We start from the raw sequence: 17,778 nt of genomic DNA on the forward strand, positions 1-17,778 counted from the left end.
CGGTGGGCGGTACTTCACGTGGGCGGGGGCGAGCATACGGCCTCAGCGCATCAGCTCCCGCAGCACGGGATCGCCGCTCACCGAGAAGAGCCAGCGGGTGTGCGCGTCGTCGGCGCGGACGTCGAAGGCCGCGTAGCTCGACGGGGGGTACTCGTGGCAGGGGTCGAGGCGGGTCAGCTCGATCGCGCCGAGGCAGACCACGGCGGCGGCCAGCCCGAGGAGGCCGCCGAGGAAGGCGGCCACGAGCAGCGGCGGCAGCGTCACGACCAGACGAGCGGGCAGTCCACCGGGAGCACGCCAGGTGTAGCGGAGGACGTGGTCGGCGCGGGCGAGTATGCGCCGGCCCGCCGGGTGGTACAGGGAGTGATACCAGTACTGGTGGACCATCCGGTGCGCGGTGGCGGCCACGTTCCAGCGCAGGCCGGTGGCCCGCATGGCGCGCATGGCGGGGCTCGCGTCATGACGTTCGAGAAAGGGGACACGCCCGAAGCGCTGGTAGCCCGCGCCCGGCGTGTACGGGGGGATCGCGCCCAGGTTGAGGACGTCCCAGGCTCGCGCCAGGCACGCGGCGGTGTGCGCGAGGCGGCCGCCGTGGGAGCCTTGCGCTCCGTGCGTGGCGAGGGCCACGCCGATCTCGCGGACGATCGCGGCCACGTCGCCCTCCGCCTCACCGCCGGGCTCCGGGGAGGGCGATGGGGGACGGGAGCGCAGGAACACCGCGGCGAGTGTGAGGGGGAGGACGGCCGCGATCCCCCAGAACCGGGCGTCGAGCAGGTGGCAGGCCGTCCCGGCCGCCAGGCCGAGGAACGCCAGGACGACGCGGGGTCCGGTGTCGAGGAGCCACCGCCGCACCGGGCGCAGATCGCGGGCGAGTAACTCCCGCAGCTCCGTCAGGGTCGCGTCCAGGACGCGGGTGCGCTCATCGCCCGCCTCGCCGCGTCGCAGCAGGATGATTGCGGCGGCGGCGAGCCGGTCGGCGTGGGCGAGGTCGGACACGGGCATCTCCCATCCGGCGTGCCAGACTCCCAGGATGCTCCCCTGGCGCAAGGCCATCCGCGAGGCCCTCTACGGCGTCGACGGCTTCTACCGCCGCAACCGCCCGGCCGGGCACTTCCACACCTCCGCCAGGTCGCCGGTGTTCGCCGAGGCGATCCTGCGAGTGGTGAAGGAGCTGGACGCCGCGCTCGGCCATCCCGCGGAGTTCGACCTGGTCGATGTGGGCGCGGGCGAGGGCGAGCTGCTGACGGGCGTCCTCGAACTGGCGGACGACGGGCTCGCCGCCCGACTCAGGCCGGTCGGAGTGGAGCTGCGACACCGCCCGGTGGGCCTGGACGCCCGCATCGGGTGGCGGGACGTGCCGCCGTCGCGGGTGACGGGCCTGATCACCGCGTGCGAGTGGCTGGACAATGTGCCGCTCGACGTCGTGGTGCGCACCGAAACCGGCGTCCGCCTCGAACGCGTCGACGCGCACGGTGTCACGGAGCCCGGCGAGCCGGTCGCCGATCCGTGGCTGGACGCGTGGTGGCCCGACGGGGAACGCGCCGAGATCGGGCGCCCGCGCGACCTGGCGTGGGCGACACTGGTGTCCACAGTGGAGCGAGGGGCGGCGCTGGCGGTGGACTACGGGCACCTCAAGGCCGCGCGGCCCGCGCACGGCACCCTCACCGGGTTCGCCCACGGGCGGCAGGTGCCGCCGGTGCCGGACGGCTCGCGCGACATCACCGCGCACGTGGCCATGGACGCCGTCGCGGCGGCGGGCGTGCGCGCCGGGGCCACGGCCACGAGCCTCGCCACGCAGCGAGAAGCCTTGCGGGGACTGGGTTTCAGCACGGAGAGGCCGCCGCTGGCGCTCGCCTCGGCCGACCCCGGCGGGTACCTGCGGGGCCTGTCGCGGACGGGGGAAGTCGCCGAACTGACCGATCCGGCCGGATTGGGTGCGCACTGGTGGCTCTTGCAGCGAGTAAGTTGCTGAGCATGACGCGGGAGATGACCGTCGGCGTCGGCGCGGGCGCCGACCACCTCGACACCACCGAGATGGTCCTGAACATCGGGCCGCAGCACCCGTCGACGCACGGCGTCCTGCGGCTGAAGCTGAAGCTCGACGGCGAGCGGGTCACCGCGTGCGAGCCGGTCGTGGGCTACATGCACCGGGGCGCGGAGAAGCTGTTCGAGGTGCGCGACTACCGGCAGATCCTGATGCTGGCCAACCGGCACGACTGGCTCTCGGCGTTCTGCTCCGAGCTGGGCGTCGCGCTGGCCGTGGAGCGGCTGATGGGCATCGAGGTGCCGGAGCGGGCGGTGTGGCTGCGCACGGCGCTCGCCGAGCTGAACCGCGTCCTCAACCACCTGATGTTCCTGGGCTCCTACCCGCTGGAGATCGGCGCGATCACGCCGGTGTTCTACGCGTTCCGGGAACGCGAGGTGCTCCAGGGGGTCTTCGAGGAGGCCGCCGGTGGGCGCATGCACTTCATGTTCAACCGGATCGGCGGGCTGAAGGAGGAGGTCCCGGTCGGCTGGACGGGGCGCGCCCGCGAGGCGATCGGGCTGGTCCGCAAGCGGATGCCCGATATCGACAAGCTCATCACCCGCAACGAGATCTTCCTGGCCCGCACCAAGGGCGTCGGCGTGCTGACGCCGGAGAAGGCCGTCGCCTACGGGGTGAGCGGACCAGTCGCGCGGGCCTCGGGCGTCGACTTCGACCTGCGCCGCGACGAGCCGTACCTGGCCTACGGCGAGCTGAAGGTGCCGGTGGTGACGCGGACGGCCGGTGACTGCCACGCGCGCTTCGAATGCCTGCTGGAGCAGGTGTACGTCTCGCTCGACCTGGCCGAGGAGTGCCTGAACCGGGTGGACGCCATCAGCGGGCCGGTGAACGTGCGGCTGCCGAAGGTCGTGAAGGCGCCCGAGGGGCACACCTACGCGTGGACGGAGAACCCGCTCGGCGTCAACGGGTACTACCTGGTCTCGCGCGGGGAGAAGACGCCCTACCGGCTGAAGCTGCGCACCGCGTCCTACTCGAACGTGCAGGCCCTGGCCACGCTGCTGGAAGGCTGCCTGGTGCCCGACCTGGTGGCGGTGCTGGGCTCGATGTTCTTCGTGGTCGGCGACGTCGACAAGTAGCGCTCCATCCACTCAGGACGGCCAGCCGCGGTACTCCTCGTCCTCGCGACGGCGGTGGCGGCGCGGCTCCTGGTGGTACTGGGGCTGCGGGTACTGCTGCTGGGCGGCGCGCTGACGCTCGTGCTGCTGCCGGATCCAGAACGCCGAGGTGTCCTCTTTGGACAGCCGCGGCCCGGGGGCGTCGGTGCGCGGCTCCTCGTGGCGGCGCATGGCCTCGTCCCGGCGCAGCGCGTCGATCCAGGCCTCGGTGCGCGGATCGTCCCCGGCGTGCCGGCTGCGGGGAATGCGGGTCTGGCGGGGATCGGGCGCGGGCACGGCCGGCTGGACGCTGGGGCCGCCCCGGGTGACCGGGTTGCGCGGCGCGGGCACCTGCGCGCGGGCGACCACGCGCTCGGGCTCCTCGGTGTGGCGATGCCTGCCGGAGGCGGGCGAAGAGGGCTGCCTGCCGGACGAGGGTGAGGGCGCGGGCGAAGGCGGGGGTGCGGGCGGGGGCGGCGGTACCGGAGGCGGAGTCGGCGCGGGCGGTTCGGCCCGCCGGGGCAGGTTCGCCGGGACCGCCCGCAGTAACGGCTGCTGGCCGGTGTGCAGGCCGTCCAGCGCGGTCCGGGTCTGCTGCACCGAGCCCAGGAGCCGGGCGCACATGTCGTCCACCACCAGTTTCAGGTCGCGGATCTCGGTGCGCGCGGTGACGATGGCGACGCGGGCGGCCTCATCGGCCTCGGCGGCGTCGCGGCGGGCCAGGGCCAGTTGCCGGGACAGGTCCTCGAAGGTCACGTCGGCGTCGGAGCGCAGGCCGACGGACAGTCCGATGAGGACGATCGAGGTCACCGCGAGCAGGACGGCGACGTCGGACGGACCACCACCGTCCTCCACCAACAGCACGCCCGCCGCCACCGGCGCGAGCCCCACCCCGCACCAGAAGAGCACCGCGAGCGCTCGTCCTCCCCGCCGCCTCGGCGTGGGCGTCGAGGGTGGCATAAGGCCAGACCATACGCCCGATTTCGGGGGAAGGGAAGGGTGAGGCGGGTGTCGGGTTCCCGGCTCGGGCGGATGATTGGGTCCACTGTCGACGGTGTCTTCGACCGTGCCCTTTCGGCACCCCCGCGGGCGGCGTCCCGGCGGTATCGTCGGCGCATGTCGCCCCAAACGCGTCCCGCCACCTCCCGTGACGTCTCGGTGCTGTCCGGATTCGTGCTGTTCTGCGGCTTCGTCGCCGAGATCTGGTCGCTGGTCTGGGTGTTCACCGGCAACGACAAGGCCGTGCCGATCGCCATCGTCGGCATCGGCCTGGCCCTGTGCGGCATCGGGATCCGGCTGCACCCGGCCCGGTCTACGCCACCCGCGCCCCTGCTCGCAGCACGGACCGCACCAGCGGCACCCCCGGCCGATACGCCAAATGGAGAGCGCTAGGCGCGTCCAGGACCACCAGGTCGGCCCGCGCGCCCGGCACCAGACGGCCGATGTCGGTGCGGCGCAAGGCCTTGGCGCCGCCGGCGGTGGCGGCCAGGATCGCCTCCGGGACGGTCATGCGCATCTCGCGGACGGCCAGGGCGATCATCAGCGGCATCGAGCTGGTGTAGCAGGACCCGGGGTTGCAGTCGCTGGCGATGGCCACGTTCACCCCGGCGTCGATGAGGCGGCGGGCGTCCGGATACGGCTGGCGGGTGGAGAACTCCACACCCGGCAGCAGAGTGGCCACAGTAGACGATGAAGCCAGGGCGTCGACGTCGGCGTCACTGAGGAACGTGCAGTGGTCGGCGCTGGCCGCGCCCAGCTCCACCGCCAGCCGCACCCCCGGCCCCTCGGTGAGCTGGTTGGCGTGGACGCGCAGGCCCAGCCCGCGTTTGGCGGCGGCGGTGAGGATCTCGCGGGCCTGGTCGCCGTCGAAGGCGCCACGCTCGCAGAACACGTCGGCCCACTTGGCGTAGGGCGCCGCCGCGTCCAGCATCTCCCCGGCGGCCAGGGCCACGTAGGCGTCGGCGTCGGTGCCGGCGGGGACGACGTGCGCGCCCAGGTAGGTCGTCTCGGCGGTGAACTCGCGGGCCAGGCGCAGGCTGCGGGCCTCGTCGGCGACGGTGAGCCCGTAGCCGCCCTTGATCTCGATGGTCGTGGTGCCCTGCCGCAGGGCCTCCTCGACGTGCCGGGCGGCGTTGGCGCGCAACTGCTCGTCGGAGGCGGCGCGGGTCGCGGCGACGGTGGTGCGGATGCCACCGGCGGCGTAGGGCTGCCCGGCCATGCGCGCGGCGAACTCGCCCGCGCGGTCACCGGCGAAGACGAGGTGGGCGTGGCTGTCGACGAAACCGGGCAGGACCGCGCCCCCCTCGGCCGACAGGCGCTCGTCGGCGTCCGGGGCCTGCGCGGCCGGGCCGATCCAGGCGACCTCGCCGTTCTCGACGACGAGCGCGGCATCGGTGAGGACGCCGGTGGGGCCCTCGCCGTGGGCGGGGTCGCAGGTGGAGAGTTCGGCGATGTCGGTGATCAGCAGGCTCACGCCACGAGGGTAGCGGTCGCGGTGTGCGGGCCCGCCGGGACGCGCGGGGTCGCGCGGGGGTGACGGGACCCCCTACCTTGTGCAGCACCCCTCCCGCCGACCCGAGGTGCCCCATGCATCAGCTCCGCCGGCCGCGCGCCGTCCTGCTGTCCGCCGCCGCCGTGGCCGCCGTCATCTTCGTCGGCGCCGGCGCGTTCCTGGCCGCGTCCTCGGCGCACCGCGTCAGTCCGGTGTGGACGGCCGGGTTCGGCGACCGGGGCCTGCCCTTCGCCACCGAGACCACCGCCGACCGGGTCGTGGTCACCACCGACTTCGCCGTGGTCGTCCTCGACCGCGACAACGGCGAGCGGCTGTGGCGGCGCGACCTCGACGAGGGCGACCGGACCCTGGACTCGCGGGTCCCGCGCCTGTTCGGCGACACCGTCGTGGTGCCCCGCGACGGCTTCTACGCCTTCGAGGGCGTCGACCTGGACACCGGCGAGACCCGCTACACCGTGAAACTCGACGCCGGCGAGACCTACGTCGCGGTGCCCGCGCCGGTCATCGTCACGCGCCTCTGCGATCCGGACGGCTGCCGCTTCCGGGGCCGCGACGCCGCCACCGGCGCGGTGGCCTGGGAGGGGCAGATGATCGTGGGCGACGCGCAGGAACCCGAATGGCCGCGCGAACTGGGCGGCGACACCTTCAGCGCGCTGCGCCGGACCCCCGTCGGCTACGGGATCATCGGCTCCGGCCGCGGCGCGGTGGCCGTCGACCTGGCCACCGGCGCGACCCTGTCGACCTGGCACGACAGCGACATCACCGCCTTCGACGGACACGTCCTGGGCCGCAACGGCGACACCGTGCGCGGACTCGACCCGGTCACCGGCGGCGAGCTGTGGCGGGCCGGCGACCGCGGCACCATGTTCAGCTCCAACGGCCGCCTGGTCTTCGGGACGCCCGAGCGCAACTTCATCACCGGCCCCTACCTCGTCACCGGCGACGACGGGAACGCCCGCGAAGGCGACACGCTCGGGCGGCTGCTGATCGGCGCCGCCGACTCCGGGGACGTCTTCTTCAATCCCGCCACCGGGACCCTGGAGGGTCCCTCGTGGATGGTCCACATCGGTGGGCGCGCCCCGGACACCGCGCAGCTGATCGGCGACCGGCTGATGCTGTCCAGTGGCCCGCGCACCTGGCTGATCAACACCGCCAGCGGCGCCTACGCCCGCATCCAGGGCCAGGGCTTCGCGCTCACCGACGACGGACTGGCCGCCGTCGGTGGCGACGGGATGTACTTCTACGAGATCTAGGCCGGGATCAGCTCTCCCGCATCGGGATCCGCACGTCCTTCTCCTCGGCGACGCGCTCGGCGATGTCGTAACCGGCGTCGACGTGCCGGATGACGCCCATGCCCGGGTCGTTGGTGAGGACGCGGCGGATCTTCTCCCCCGCCAGGGCCGTGCCGTCGGCGACGGTGACCTGCCCGGCGTGGATGGAGCGGCCGATGCCGACGCCGCCGCCGTGGTGGATCGACACCCACGACGCGCCCGAGGCCACGTTGACCATCGCGTTCAGCAGCGGCCAGTCGGCGATCGCGTCCGAACCGTCCAGCATGGACTCCGTCTCGCGGTAGGGCGAGGCCACCGAACCGCAGTCGAGGTGGTCGCGGCCGATGACGATCGGGGCCTTGAGGGTGCCGTCGGCGACCATCTCGTTGAAGCGCTCACCGGCCTTGTCGCGCTCGCCGTAGCCGAGCCAGCAGATGCGCGCGGGCAGGCCCTGGAAGGCGACCCGCTCACCGGCCATCTTGATCCAGCGGGCCAGGGACTCGTTCTCGGGGAACAGGTCGAGGATGGCCTTGTCGGTCTTGGCGATGTCGGAGGGGTCGCCGGACAGCGCGGCCCAGCGGAACGGGCCCTTGCCCTCGCAGAACAGCGGCCGGATGTAGGCGGGCACGAACCCGGGGAACGCGAAGGCGCGGTCGTAGCCGCCGAGCTTGGCCTCGCCGCGGATGCTGTTGCCGTAGTCGAAGACCTCGGCGCCGCCGTCCATGAACCCGACCATGGCCTCCACGTGCTTGGCCATGGCCTCGCGGGAGCGGTCGGTGAACTCCTCGGGCTTCTTGGCGGCGTAGTCGGGGGCGTCGCCGGGGTCGATGCCCTCGGGGAGGTAGGCGAGCGGGTCGTGCGCGGAGGTCTGGTCGGTGACGATGTCGATCGGCACGCCCATGCGCAGGAGCTGCGGGACGAGGGTGGCGGCGTTGCCGACCACGCCCACCGAGAGCGCCTTCTTGGCGGTGCGGGCGTCCACGGCGAGCTTGACGGCCTCGTCGAGGTCGGCGGCGACGACGTCCAGGTAGCGGGTCTCGACGCGGCGGCGCAGGCGCACGGGGTCCACGTCGATGATCAGGCAGGCGCCGCCGTTCATGGTGACCGCGAGGGGCTGCGCGCCGCCCATGCCGCCGCATCCGGCGGTGAGGGTGAGGGTCCCGGCGAGGGTGCCGCCGAAGCGCTTCTCGGCGACGGCCGCGAAGGTCTCGTAGGTGCCCTGGAGGATGCCCTGGGTGCCGATGTAGATCCACGAGCCGGCGGTCATCTGCCCGTACATGGTGAGCCCGAGCTGCTCCAGGCGCCGGAACTCCGGCCAGGTCGCCCAGTCGCCGACGAGGTTGGAGTTGGCGATCAGGACGCGCGGCGCCCACTCGTGGGTCTGCATGACGCCCACGGGACGGCCCGACTGGACGAGCAGCGTCTCGTCGGCCTTGAGGGTGGTCAGGGTGCGCAGGAGAGCGTCGAAGCTCGGCCAGTCGCGCGCGGCCTTGCCCGTCCCGCCGTAGACGACGAGCTGGTCGGGCGCCTCGGCGACGTCCGGGTCGAGGTTGTTCTGGAGCATCCGGAACGCGGCCTCGGTCTGCCAGTTGTCGCAGGTCAGGGACGTGCCGATGGGGGAACGCACCGGACGGGGGCCGCTCACGGGAGCGTCGCTGCTCAGGGTCATACGGCCGAGACTACTAAGGCCCGGGCGCGCGGAGAGGGGGGCGGCTGATCTTGGGTCAGTCAGTGAAGGCGGCCGCGATCGCGATGGTGACGGCGAAGGCGTACACGCCCAGCCCGAAGGCCAGGCCGAGCAGCCCGGGGACGAGGTTCGCCCACCGGCCCGCGCCGTCGGCGGCCACGGCGATGGACGGGTCGCGCGGGTCGTAGCTGACGGCGAGGGTGGTGCCCGAGGCCAGGGTCCAGCCGGTGGCGTATTCACGGTCCCGGTCGCGGTCGTCGCGGTAGACGTAGGTGAGCCGCCCGGAGTGCTTGTCGAGGATGCGCGCGGTGACGGTGATCCCGCGCCGGGGCAGCCGCCAGCGGTGCAGCGCCCCCGGCACCCGCACGGCCGCCCAGGCGAGGGCGAGCGCGCCGATGGCGGCGATGGTGAAGGTGATCGCCGGGTACCACAGGTCGCGTGCGGCGAAGGCGAGCGCGCTGGGCGCGATGGTCAGGACGAGGGCGACGCCGGTGAACAGCCGCCGCTCTCGGCGGCGGCGGGTCTCGGCCGGGTCGGCGTCGCGGGTCATACCCCGATCCTAGGGACCGCGAGGGAGTCGGGAGCTCGCCCGAACGGGTCTCAGGCGGCCGGGCGCACCCCGCCTTCGAAGGTGCGCACGACGAGGTCGACGACTCCGCCGCGCGCGATCTGGCCCTTGGCCCCGGCCTCGCCGCCGGTGTAGGTGACCGCCCAGAGGATCTGCTGGACCCAGTCGACGCTCATCGCGGGGTCGACCGCGCCTTCGTCCCGGGCGCGTTCGATGAGGGCGCGCACGGCCGCGTCGGCCTCGGCGGGGCCGGGCCCGGCGTCCACCTCGGGCACGCCGGCGGGTTCACCCCATACGAACAGGGACCGCTCGTAGGTCTCGACCATGGCCGCGATCAGCCGCCGCAGGGCCTCGCGGGCGGGTCCCTCGTGGGGGCGGGCGGCGAGGACGTTCTCGGCGATGGCGCGCAGGGAGTCGGCGACGGTGGCGCGGACGAGGTCCTCGCGGTCGGGGAAGTAGCGGTGGAGGGTCGTGCGCCCGACCCCGGCGGCCTCGGCGATCTCGGCGAGCGTGGCGGCCCGGTTGCGGCCCAGCGCCGAGGCGGCCGCGGCGAGGATCGCCGCGCGGGTGCGGTTGCGGACGGTCATGCCCAGATTATCTACTGGAACACTCGCGTTCCATAGTGGTACTTTCGAAATCCAGATTGGAGGACCAATGCTCATAGCCGAGGACCTGCGGAAGTCCTTCCGCGCCACCCCCGCCCTCACCGGCTTCTCCCTGACCGTGGCAGCCGGGCGCGTCTGCGCGCTGCTCGGCCCCAACGGCGCGGGCAAGACCACCGCCGTCCGCGTCCTGGCCACCCTCACCCGCCCCGACGCCGGGAGCGGCAGCGTGGCCGGAGTACCGCTGTCCGACGTCAAGGCCGTCCGCGAGCGCATCGCCATCGTCGGGCAGGAGGCGACCGTCGACGAGATCCTGACCGGGCGCGAGAACCTGGTCATGTGGTCGAAGCTGCACCACCTGCCCGACCCGCGCGCCCGCGCCACCGAGCTGCTGGCGGCCTTCGGGCTCACCGGCGCCGCCGACCGGCGCGTCAAGACCTACTCCGGCGGCATGCGGCGGCGCCTGGACCTGGCCGCCGCGCTCGTCACCCGCCCGGCCGTGCTGTTCCTCGACGAACCCACCACCGGCCTCGACCCGCGCGCCCGCGCCGAGACCTGGCGCGCGGTCCGCGAGGTCGCCGCCGCCGGGACCACCGTCCTGCTCACCACCCAGTACCTGGAGGAGGCCGACCGGCTCGCCGACCGCGTCGCCGTCCTCGACCACGGGCGCGTGGTCGCCGAGGACACCCCCGCCGCGCTCAAGGCACGGCTCGGCGGCGACCGCGTCGAACTGGTCGTGGGCGAGGAGGACTTCGCCGGGGCCGCCGCGCTCATCGGCGGCGAGGGCGATCCGGAGACCGGGCGGCTGACCGTGCCGGGCGGGGTGGCCGAGCTGGTGGCCGTCCTGCGCCGCCTGGACGACGCGGGCGTCACCCCGCGGGACGTGGCGCTGCGGCGTCCCACGCTCGACGAGGTGTTCCTGAGCCTGACGGGAGGCCCGCGATGATCCGCGACGCGCTGGTGCTCACCCACCGGGGCCTGATCCACTGGCGGCGCAACCCGATGGTGCTGGTCTCGGGGCTGACCTACCCGATCGTGATGGTCGGGCTGTTCGGGCTGATCCTGGGCAGTGCGATGGTGGTGCCGGGTGGTGGCGAGTACGCCGAGTTCTTGATGCCGGGGATGTTCGCGCAGGCCATGGCCAACGGGCTGCTCACCACCTCGGTCATCGTCGCCACCGACGCCCGCCGCGGCGTCACCGACCGCGTCCGCACCTCACCCGTCTCACCGGCCTCGGTCGTCCTCGGCCGCTCGGTCACCGACCTGGTCAACTCCGTCTTCGAGCTGATCGTCCTGGTCGCCTGCGGCCTCGCCATCGGCTGGACGGCCCACGGGAGCCTCCCGGCCGCCCTCACCGCGATCGGGCTGCTCCTGCTACTGCGCTGGGCCATGGTCTGGCTCGGCATCTACCTCGGCCTGTCCCTCACCCCCGAGGCCGCCGGAATGGGCTGGATGGTCCTGCTGCCGCTGACCATGCTCGCCAACACCTTCGTCGCCCCCGAACAACTCCCGGCCTGGCTGGGCGTCCTGGCCGAATGGAACCCACTGTCGGCCACCGTCTCGGCCTGCCGCGAACTCTTCGGCAACCCCGGCGCAGACGGCAAAGTACTCCCGGCGGTGCTGTGGCCCCTGCTCATCATCGGCGTCTTCGCACCCTTGAGCGTCCGCAGGTTCACCCGACTCTCCTAAAGTGACCTCATGACGACGCCAGAGGGCCGCCTCGAAGCCGATCCGCCCCCGCCGCCCCCCACGGCCGTCGGCACGCTCGAACCACCCCCGCCCCCGCCACCGGCGGCCCGGCCGGAGTCGACGTGGGGCCCGTTCGCCGCGATCTACACCGTCCTGGCCGGGCTGTGGGCGGTGGCGTGGACCTTCCTGTTCCAGGGCGGCGGATGGGTCGTCTGGCAGATCGGGCTCCTCTACAACCAGGACAGCGGGCGCGCCTTCTGGCCCGGCGTCACCATCGCCGGGGCCGTCACGGTCGCCCTGGCCATGCTGCCGATGCTGTTCATGCGCCGCTGGCCGGCCGCGTGGGCCGCCGGTGGCGCGTGGCTGGGGGCGTCCGTGGCGATGCTGCTGCTGGCCGCGCCCAAGCTCGTCCCCGGCGTGGTCAACGAGCTGGCGCTGGCCGCGCAGGGCGCGCTGGCGCTGCTCATCGCGGTGGTGGCGTGGCTGATCCGGCGCCCGCGGCGCAGCGAGCCGCAGCCGTCCGGCCGGTACTGGTGGGCGGCGGTCGTCGGCCTGGCCGCGTTCGTGCCGTGGACGTGGGCGGGCGCGCTGGGCTCGTGGTGGGAGACCGGCGCGGCGGTGCTGGCCGCCGCGGGCTGCGCAGCCCTGGCCGCGACCGTCCTCGGCGAGCGCTTCTGGGCGCCCTTCGTCGACGGACCGGCGTGGCGGCGGGTCCTGGGCGGCGGCGCCACCGCGGGCGTCGCGCTGTTCATGATCGGCACCGGCTTCGGGGCGACGGGAGTGCAGCTGCTGGTCATGACCGTCGCCGCGGCCCTCGGCTTCGCGATCGCGGCCCTGCAGACCGGCGCGCGCGCCGGGCGCGTGGTGGCCCTCGCGGTCGGACCGGCGGTGCTGGGTCCCCTGGCGTTCGTGGACTCCGACGAGTTCGTGCCGCTGGTCACCGGTCCCGAGTTCGGGACCTGGGCGGGCTGGGCGGCGCTGATCGCGGTCGGCGCGGCCTGGCTGGCCGGGCTGGTCTACGCGCTGCTGTCCTCGCGGATCATCCGGCTGCCCGCCGTGGGCGCCGGGGTCACGGTCGTCGCGCTGGCCGCCGCGTGCGCCGTCTACTACACCGCCGGTTCGCCGGGGACCTTCGGCGAGCGCCTGTTCGTGGTGATGGGCGGGCAGGCCGACCTGTCGGGCCTGGAGTTCCTGCCCCGCGAGCGGCGGCTGACCGAGACCTACCAGCGCCTCACGGCATACGCCGAGGCCACCCAGAAGGAGCTGCGGGCCGAACTCGACTCGCGCGGGCTGTCCTACACGCCGTTCTACCTGGTCAACGCGATCGCGGTGGACACCGGACCGGAGTCGCGGCCCTGGCTGGAGGAGCGCGGCGACGTCGCGCGGGTGCTCATCGCGCCGCGCACGCGCCCGGTGCCCGCGCCCGCCTCCCCCATCCACGGCGACACCGCCGTCAACGGCGTCCAGCCGAACATCACCCAGATCGGCGCGCCCGAGGCGTGGGCGAAGGGCTTCGACGGCACCGGCATCACCATCGGCATCGCCGACTCCGGCGTCGACGGGACGCACCCGGCGCTGGCCTCGGGGTACCGGGGCGGCGCGGACTCCTGGTTCGACCCGGTCAACGGCACGAGCGCGCCCAACGACCCCAACGGGCACGGCACGCACGCGCTGGGGCTGGCGCTGGGACGCGACGGGATCGGCGTGGCACCCGGGGCGTCCTGGATGGGCTGCGCGAACCTGCCGCGCAACATGGGCAACCCCATCGACTACACCGCGTGCCTCCAGTTCATGCTCGCGCCCTTCCCGCAGGGCGGCGACCCGTTCACCGCCGGGGACCCCTCCCGCGCGCCGGACATCATCACCAACTCGTGGGGATGCCCGGGCATGGAGGGCTGCTCCGGCGACGTGCTGCGCCCGGCCGTCCAGGCGCTGACCGGGGCGGGGATCTTCTTCGCGGTGGCCGCCGGGAACACCGGCCCCGACTGCGGTTCGGTCGCCGACGAGCCCGCCGACCTCCCCGAGTCCTTCTCGGTCGGGGCGGTCAACAAGAGCGGCGAGGTCACCGAGTTCTCCAGCCGCGGCCCGTCCTCGGTCGGCAAACCCGACGTGGTCGCCCCCGGCGAGGAGGTCGTCTCCTCCGTGCCCGGCGGCGGCTACACCGCGCTGTCCGGGACCTCGATGGCCACCCCGCACGTGGCGGGCGTGGTGGCGCTGCTGTGGCAGGCGCGTCCCGAACTCGCCGGCGACATCGCGGGCACCGTGGCGGCCCTGAAGTCGACGGCGGTGCCCGCGAACGGCGCCCGGACCCTGTCCGGCGAGCAGTCGCTGTCCGCGTGCGGCGGGAACGTGGCCGGGGCGGGCGTGGTGTCGGTGCCCGGGGCCCTCGGTCTCTGACTCAGCCTCGGGTGAAGACGAGGATGCGCGCGCCGGTCTCCGTCCCGGGCCGGTGCCGCGAATTCGGCCAGTAGTGCAGGAACGACCCCGCCGGGTAGGTGACGCCGTTGTCGAGGAGCACCCCGTCGGCGACGTAGATCAGCTCGTCGTGCGGGTGCTCGTCCACCTCGGGCCACACCGCGCCCGGGGCGAAGTCGAAGGCGCGGGCGGTGACCTGCTCCCCCGGCAGGCCGAGGCGGGTGATGCCGGGGGCGACATCGGTGGGGACGATCTCGTCGAGCCGGACGGCGGTGACGCGCTTCTCTGGTGTCATGCGGCCATCCTGCGGCGGATCCGGCGCGGACGTCAGTGGCAGGGATGTCATCCTCGGGTACTTTTCTGCCATGTCCCCGCACCGGATCGTGGCACTCCTGCATCCCCCGCAGCAGCCCTTCGAGCTGGCGATCGTCTCGCAGATCTTCGCCGCGCCGCACTACTCCTTCGAGGCCTGCTCGCTGTCCCCCGGCCCCCTGCGCACCACCGCCGGTTACGACATCGACGTGCCCGCCGGACTGGCCGCCTTCGAGCGCGCCGACACCATCGTCCTGCCCGGCTGGTCCGGCGGCCCCGCGCCCGCGCCACTACTGGACGCGCTGCGGGCGGCCCACACGCGCGGCGCCCGCGTGGTGTCCATCTGCACCGCCGCGTTCGTCCTCGCCGAAGCCGGACTCCTCGACGGCCGCGCCGCCACCACCCACTGGCGGCGCGCGGCCGAACTCGCCGAACGCTTCCCCCTGGTGTCGGTCGACCCCGATGTCCTCTACGTCGACGACGGCGACGTGGCCACCAGCGCGGGCACCGCCGCCGGGATCGACCTGTGCTTCCACCTCCTGCGCCGCGACCACGGCGCCGCCCACGCCTCCGAGATCGCCCGCGACATGGTCATGCCACCCCACCGCGAGGGCGGCCAGTCCCAGTACGCCCGCCCCCTCGCCGAGCGCCGGGAGCTGTCGCTGTCACCCGTCCTGGACTGGGCCGTCGCCCGCCTCGACGCCCCCCTGACAGTGACGTCGCTAGCCGAACACGCGCGCATGTCACCCCGCACCTTCGCCCGCCGCTTCACCGCCGAAGTCGGCGCCTCCCCCGGCCAGTGGCTCCTCGACCGCCGCGTCGACGCCGCCCGCGAACTCCTGGAGACCGGCGACCTGCCCGTGGAGGCCATCGCGACCCGGGTCGGGCTGTCATCGGCGGTGAACCTGCGCAGGCACTTCCGGGCGCGGCTGGGGACGACACCGGCGGGGTACCGCAGGGCGTTCAGACGCGGGTGAGGAGATCGCGCCCGACCCGGTCGGCGAGCTCGGTGGCGAGGGCCTGGGGGGTGGTGGCGGCGGCTTCGGCGGCGGCGGGGAGCTTCTTCCGATCGAGTTCGATCATCAACCGAACCGTCTTCTGCCGGATCATTCCCGACCACCGCACCACGCTCGGCGTCTTGAAGCAGGACACCGGCCCGTACGGTTCCGACGGCGCACCGGGTGAGCAGTACGCCATCTGACCCAGCCGCATCCGGTTCACGTCATCCAGAGCGGTGTCGGTCGCATAACTGTTGATCGTGACATCGAGTGAGGCGAGGTAACCGCCCCCGTCATCGAGCCCCATGGCGAAGCACGACCGCTCGAAGTCGGCGACGGACCTGTCGACACCCCGCGTCTGGAGCTCGCCGAGCAGGGGCTCCTTCACCGACGCCCGCCACGCCTCACAGGTCAGCGCGATGGGCTCGGGGACGGCCACCGACGGAGCCGGTTCCGGCTCGGCCGGCACGAGTCCGAACAGCCGGGTGTCGACGAGCACCAACACGATGAAACCCACGACGGCGAAGGCGATGATCGTGGTCCCGATAGGTGAGCGGGCCCAGAAGCCGGGCTTCTTCTCGTCCGTCACGAGCCGCTCTCCTGTTCGGTCGAGTACGCGGGCAATGCGCCGCCCTTGTTCTTCCACAGGCCCGGTTCGCTCCAGCCGGGGCCACCGCCGGGCGGCTGGAATCTGCGCGGTTCGAGGTACAGCTCGCCCAGTCCGACACCGAGCTTGTGGGCGATGGAGCCCTTCTCCTCTTCGATCTCGGCTCTGACCATGTCGGCGTCCATCTTCCGCGAGGCCGTGTAGACACTGAAGACGGCCTCGATGGCGGTCTTCACCGACGAGGCCGGATCTCCGCCGAGCACCGAGGCGACCGCCTTGCGGTACTCGTCGTTGGCCGCGTTGACCGCTTCGACCTGCTTCAAAGCGCCGTCGGCGAAGAGGTTCCGGATGGACTCGATGGTTACGGAGACCTTGCTGCTGCGCGTGGTGAGCCAGTCGATGCGCGCGCTTAGCCCCTGCAGGTATGCGCCCATCAACGGGGCGAGGCCGGACTGGTCCTTGGAGAGGTAGGAGGCCGCGCCCACGCCTTCCCAGTAGGTGTTGAGGCGGCCGGACTGGTTGATGACCCGTTCGGCGATCTCGGCGACGGCCGAGGCCACCGCCTGGATCGACGGCTGGCGGCTCGCGAAGACCTTCGCCGAGGCCGTCCACGCCGGAACGATCATGTCCTGCATCGGCCGCCCGCCGGTCGAGCCGTCCTCGAATTCGATGATGGCCTCACCGAGGGCGAGCGCGTTGCCCTTGGTGTCGTCCATGACGAACGCGACCAGTTTGTCCGCCTCGACACCGGGGTCGGCGGCGATGGACACCTTCGGCACCTCGACGGTCGTGGTCAGCGCGGACTCGTAGTACTCCGACTCCCACGGCCACGGCCACTCGTCCTCCCACGGCCATGCCCACTTCGTCTCGAAGGGGATGCTCTCCAGCACCGTCTCCTGCGAGTACGTCGGCAGTACGGGCGTCTCGACGGGCGAGGCGAAATCGAATCCGTCACCACCGCTGGAGGCGGCCACGGTGTCCCGGAGGCTCCGGAAGTCGGCGGGGAACGAGCCGTGCGCGGGGTAGGTCAGGCCGCCGTACACGGCGAAGAGGGTGTCCAGATAGGACCCGACGGCGGTGCCCTGAACCGACCAGCTGTTCCCGATCAGGTAGGCGACCTCGATGTCGGTGTTCTCGTAGCCGGCGGCGACCCGCAGGAGCCCCGATCCGGCGGCCCACAGGGCGTCGCGGATGGACTCCAGTTCGGCGCAGCGGGCGGCGAACTGCTCGGTCCAGTCCCGGTGCATCTCGGTGGAGAACTTCGCGATGGCACCGAAGGCGGCGGCCGGGACCGAACCGACCTCCAGGAGTAGCAGCCGGGCGGCCTCGCAGGCGAGGGCGTCCTCCATGCGGTTGACGCCGTTCTCCACGAGGACCTTGGTCTCGGCCTTGAAGGAGGCGTACGGGCCGGTCATCGGCGGTCTCCGCGCAGCTCGTCGCGGACGGCGAAGACCCGTCCGAGGGTCCGCCGGCGCAGCAGCGCGTACTGCTCGCGCTGGTCGCTGATGGCGGAGTAGACCGCCGACAGCAACTCGTGCCGCAGCTCGCCGCCTTTGGCTCGGCGCATGCGGACGGCGTCGATGGTCACGTCGAAGGAGTCGTGTCCCGTCCAGCGGACGGTCGCCCAGCCGTGCCGGGAGCGGCCCTCGGCCTCCAGGCGGCTCACCGCGTCCGCCATCCGGGACGTGCCTCGATCTGGTGGCGGCTCGGGCAGCCCGGCCGCCTCGCGGGCGCGGGCGGTGGCCTGCCGGAAGACGCGGTCGCGGGTGAGGATCCAGCTGTGCAGGACGGCGGCCAGTTCACGCTCCAGATCCCGCGAGGCGATCGCGGCGGGATCGGCGAGGAGGACCAGGTTCACCGCCCGCATCGTCGCGTCCAGCCGCAGGACGCGGCCGGGGGACGTGACGGAGAACGTCGCGCGGTCGAGCAGCTCGCTCAAGGACATGGGCATCTCCCTCGGGGCACCGTGTCACCGGTTC

18 protein-coding genes are annotated in these 17,778 nt (G+C 73.1%); 8 read left to right on the top strand and 10 right to left on the bottom strand.

The window, feature by feature from the left end; translation table 11 throughout:
• Positions 1-42 precede the first annotated feature (42 nt).
• Entirely contained in the window at positions 43-996 is a 954-nt protein-coding gene (locus QSK10_RS08930; RefSeq protein ID WP_285662142.1) for a hypothetical protein, read from the bottom strand.
• Positions 997-1,030: 34 nt separating this feature from the next.
• On the opposite strand from QSK10_RS08930, the gene QSK10_RS08935 reads away from it, so the two are divergent.
• Together QSK10_RS08935 and QSK10_RS08940 are read left to right on the top strand one after the other, a co-directional pair.
• Positions 1,031-1,972: an SAM-dependent methyltransferase gene (locus QSK10_RS08935; RefSeq protein WP_285662143.1), complete on the top strand. Its 942-nt coding sequence runs from the start codon at positions 1,031-1,033 to the stop codon at positions 1,970-1,972.
• A 2-nt stretch (positions 1,973-1,974) separates the two neighbouring features.
• Positions 1,975-3,120 carry an NADH-quinone oxidoreductase subunit D gene (locus QSK10_RS08940; protein ID WP_285662144.1) on the top strand — a complete coding sequence of 382 codons (1,146 nt, stop codon included), beginning with the start codon at positions 1,975-1,977 and terminating at the stop codon, positions 3,118-3,120.
• Positions 3,121-3,132: 12 nt separating this feature from the next.
• Here QSK10_RS08940 and QSK10_RS08945 read toward each other — a convergent pair whose 3' ends face one another.
• Complete coding sequence (locus QSK10_RS08945) at positions 3,133-4,047, bottom strand: hypothetical protein (protein WP_285662145.1); 915 nt, start codon at positions 4,045-4,047, stop codon at positions 3,133-3,135.
• Between the two features lie 207 nt (positions 4,048-4,254).
• Between QSK10_RS08945 and QSK10_RS08950 the strand changes: the two genes are divergently transcribed.
• Positions 4,255-4,530: a hypothetical protein gene (locus tag QSK10_RS08950; protein ID WP_285662146.1), complete on the top strand. Its 276-nt coding sequence runs from the start codon at positions 4,255-4,257 to the stop codon at positions 4,528-4,530.
• Here QSK10_RS08950 and hutI read toward each other — a convergent pair.
• Positions 4,451-5,611, bottom strand: coding sequence for an imidazolonepropionase (gene hutI, locus QSK10_RS08955; protein WP_285662147.1), 1,161 nt, complete (start codon positions 5,609-5,611; stop codon positions 4,451-4,453). The two genes, QSK10_RS08950 and hutI, sit on opposite strands and share 80 nt — an antisense overlap.
• Before the next feature lie 113 nt (positions 5,612-5,724).
• Between hutI and QSK10_RS08960 the strand changes: the two genes are divergently transcribed.
• A complete protein-coding gene (locus tag QSK10_RS08960) occupies positions 5,725-6,903 on the top strand; it encodes an outer membrane protein assembly factor BamB family protein (protein ID WP_285662148.1) in 1,179 nt (392 codons plus the stop codon).
• 7 nt (positions 6,904-6,910) lie between these two features.
• Here the strand turns inward: QSK10_RS08960 and hutU are convergent, their stop codons facing one another.
• The 3 genes from hutU to QSK10_RS08975 are packed head-to-tail and all read right to left on the bottom strand — an operon-like array spanning position 6,911 to position 9,763.
• Positions 6,911-8,590 carry a urocanate hydratase gene (gene hutU / locus QSK10_RS08965; protein WP_285662149.1) on the bottom strand — a complete coding sequence of 560 codons (1,680 nt, stop codon included), beginning with the start codon at positions 8,588-8,590 and terminating at the stop codon, positions 6,911-6,913.
• Positions 8,591-8,645: 55 nt separating this feature from the next.
• Positions 8,646-9,158 (bottom strand): DUF3592 domain-containing protein, encoded by a 513-nt coding sequence (locus QSK10_RS08970; protein WP_285662150.1) that lies wholly within the window; start codon positions 9,156-9,158, stop codon positions 8,646-8,648.
• A gap of 50 nt (positions 9,159-9,208) precedes the next feature.
• A complete protein-coding gene (locus tag QSK10_RS08975) occupies positions 9,209-9,763 on the bottom strand; it encodes a TetR/AcrR family transcriptional regulator (protein WP_285662151.1) in 555 nt (184 codons plus the stop codon).
• A 67-nt stretch (positions 9,764-9,830) separates the two neighbouring features.
• Here QSK10_RS08975 and QSK10_RS08980 point away from each other — a divergent pair, with 67 nt between their 5' ends.
• Genes QSK10_RS08980 through QSK10_RS08990 form a run of 3 tightly spaced genes read left to right on the top strand, consistent with a single transcriptional unit; the run spans position 9,831 to position 13,864 of the window.
• The gene (locus QSK10_RS08980; protein WP_285662152.1) at positions 9,831-10,724 is read left to right on the top strand and encodes an ATP-binding cassette domain-containing protein; all 894 of its coding nucleotides are present in this window, start codon (positions 9,831-9,833) and stop codon (positions 10,722-10,724) included.
• A complete protein-coding gene (locus QSK10_RS08985; protein WP_285662153.1) occupies positions 10,721-11,467 on the top strand; it encodes an ABC transporter permease in 747 nt (248 codons plus the stop codon). The genes QSK10_RS08980 and QSK10_RS08985 overlap by 4 nt, the downstream gene beginning before the upstream one ends.
• A gap of 9 nt (positions 11,468-11,476) precedes the next feature.
• Positions 11,477-13,864, top strand: a complete 2,388-nt coding sequence (locus tag QSK10_RS08990; protein ID WP_285662154.1) for a S8 family serine peptidase — start codon at positions 11,477-11,479, stop codon at positions 13,862-13,864.
• A gap of 1 nt (position 13,865) precedes the next feature.
• On the opposite strand, the gene QSK10_RS08995 is transcribed toward QSK10_RS08990, so the two are convergent.
• Positions 13,866-14,177: a cupin domain-containing protein gene (locus QSK10_RS08995; protein ID WP_285662155.1), complete on the bottom strand. Its 312-nt coding sequence runs from the start codon at positions 14,175-14,177 to the stop codon at positions 13,866-13,868.
• A 70-nt stretch (positions 14,178-14,247) separates the two neighbouring features.
• Between QSK10_RS08995 and QSK10_RS09000 the strand changes: the two genes are divergently transcribed.
• Positions 14,248-15,171 carry a helix-turn-helix domain-containing protein gene (locus QSK10_RS09000; RefSeq protein WP_285662156.1) on the top strand — a complete coding sequence of 308 codons (924 nt, stop codon included), beginning with the start codon at positions 14,248-14,250 and terminating at the stop codon, positions 15,169-15,171.
• Here QSK10_RS09000 and QSK10_RS09005 read toward each other — a convergent pair.
• Genes QSK10_RS09005 through QSK10_RS09015 form a run of 3 tightly spaced genes read right to left on the bottom strand, consistent with a single transcriptional unit; the run spans position 15,158 to position 17,744 of the window.
• The gene (locus QSK10_RS09005) at positions 15,158-15,781 is read right to left on the bottom strand and encodes a hypothetical protein (RefSeq protein WP_285662157.1); all 624 of its coding nucleotides are present in this window, start codon (positions 15,779-15,781) and stop codon (positions 15,158-15,160) included. The genes QSK10_RS09000 and QSK10_RS09005 overlap by 14 nt on opposite strands.
• Positions 15,778-17,214, bottom strand: a complete 1,437-nt coding sequence (locus tag QSK10_RS09010; RefSeq protein WP_285662158.1) for a hypothetical protein — start codon at positions 17,212-17,214, stop codon at positions 15,778-15,780. The genes QSK10_RS09005 and QSK10_RS09010 overlap by 4 nt, the downstream gene beginning before the upstream one ends.
• A complete protein-coding gene (locus QSK10_RS09015) occupies positions 17,211-17,744 on the bottom strand; it encodes a hypothetical protein (protein ID WP_285662159.1) in 534 nt (177 codons plus the stop codon). Before QSK10_RS09015 ends, QSK10_RS09010 begins: the two co-directional genes overlap by 4 nt.
• Between the last annotated feature and the right edge of the window lie 34 nt (positions 17,745-17,778).

Source organism: Actinorhabdospora filicis (genome assembly GCF_030269765.1).
GTDB lineage: Bacteria > Actinomycetota > Actinomycetes > Mycobacteriales > Micromonosporaceae > Actinorhabdospora > Actinorhabdospora filicis.

What these genes read in the sequence shown, in the direction of transcription:
- QSK10_RS08935 (WP_285662143.1), top strand. Translation starts at nt 1,031, where the DNA reads ATGCTCCCCTGGCGCAAGGCCATCCGCGAGGCCCTCTACGGCGTCGAC.
- QSK10_RS08940 (WP_285662144.1), top strand. Translation starts at nt 1,975, where the DNA reads ATGACGCGGGAGATGACCGTCGGCGTCGGCGCGGGCGCCGACCACCTC.
- QSK10_RS08950 (WP_285662146.1), top strand. Translation starts at nt 4,255, where the DNA reads ATGTCGCCCCAAACGCGTCCCGCCACCTCCCGTGACGTCTCGGTGCTG.
- QSK10_RS08960 (WP_285662148.1), top strand. Translation starts at nt 5,725, where the DNA reads ATGCATCAGCTCCGCCGGCCGCGCGCCGTCCTGCTGTCCGCCGCCGCC.
- hutU (WP_285662149.1), bottom strand. Translation starts at nt 8,590, where the DNA reads ATGACCCTGAGCAGCGACGCTCCCGTGAGCGGCCCCCGTCCGGTGCGT.
- QSK10_RS08970 (WP_285662150.1), bottom strand. Translation starts at nt 9,158, where the DNA reads ATGACCCGCGACGCCGACCCGGCCGAGACCCGCCGCCGCCGAGAGCGG.
- QSK10_RS08975 (WP_285662151.1), bottom strand. Translation starts at nt 9,763, where the DNA reads ATGACCGTCCGCAACCGCACCCGCGCGGCGATCCTCGCCGCGGCCGCC.
- QSK10_RS08980 (WP_285662152.1), top strand. Translation starts at nt 9,831, where the DNA reads ATGCTCATAGCCGAGGACCTGCGGAAGTCCTTCCGCGCCACCCCCGCC.
- QSK10_RS08985 (WP_285662153.1), top strand. Translation starts at nt 10,721, where the DNA reads ATGATCCGCGACGCGCTGGTGCTCACCCACCGGGGCCTGATCCACTGG.
- QSK10_RS08990 (WP_285662154.1), top strand. Translation starts at nt 11,477, where the DNA reads ATGACGACGCCAGAGGGCCGCCTCGAAGCCGATCCGCCCCCGCCGCCC.
- QSK10_RS08995 (WP_285662155.1), bottom strand. Translation starts at nt 14,177, where the DNA reads ATGACACCAGAGAAGCGCGTCACCGCCGTCCGGCTCGACGAGATCGTC.
- QSK10_RS09000 (WP_285662156.1), top strand. Translation starts at nt 14,248, where the DNA reads ATGTCCCCGCACCGGATCGTGGCACTCCTGCATCCCCCGCAGCAGCCC.
- QSK10_RS09010 (WP_285662158.1), bottom strand. Translation starts at nt 17,214, where the DNA reads ATGACCGGCCCGTACGCCTCCTTCAAGGCCGAGACCAAGGTCCTCGTG.
- QSK10_RS09015 (WP_285662159.1), bottom strand. Translation starts at nt 17,744, where the DNA reads ATGTCCTTGAGCGAGCTGCTCGACCGCGCGACGTTCTCCGTCACGTCC.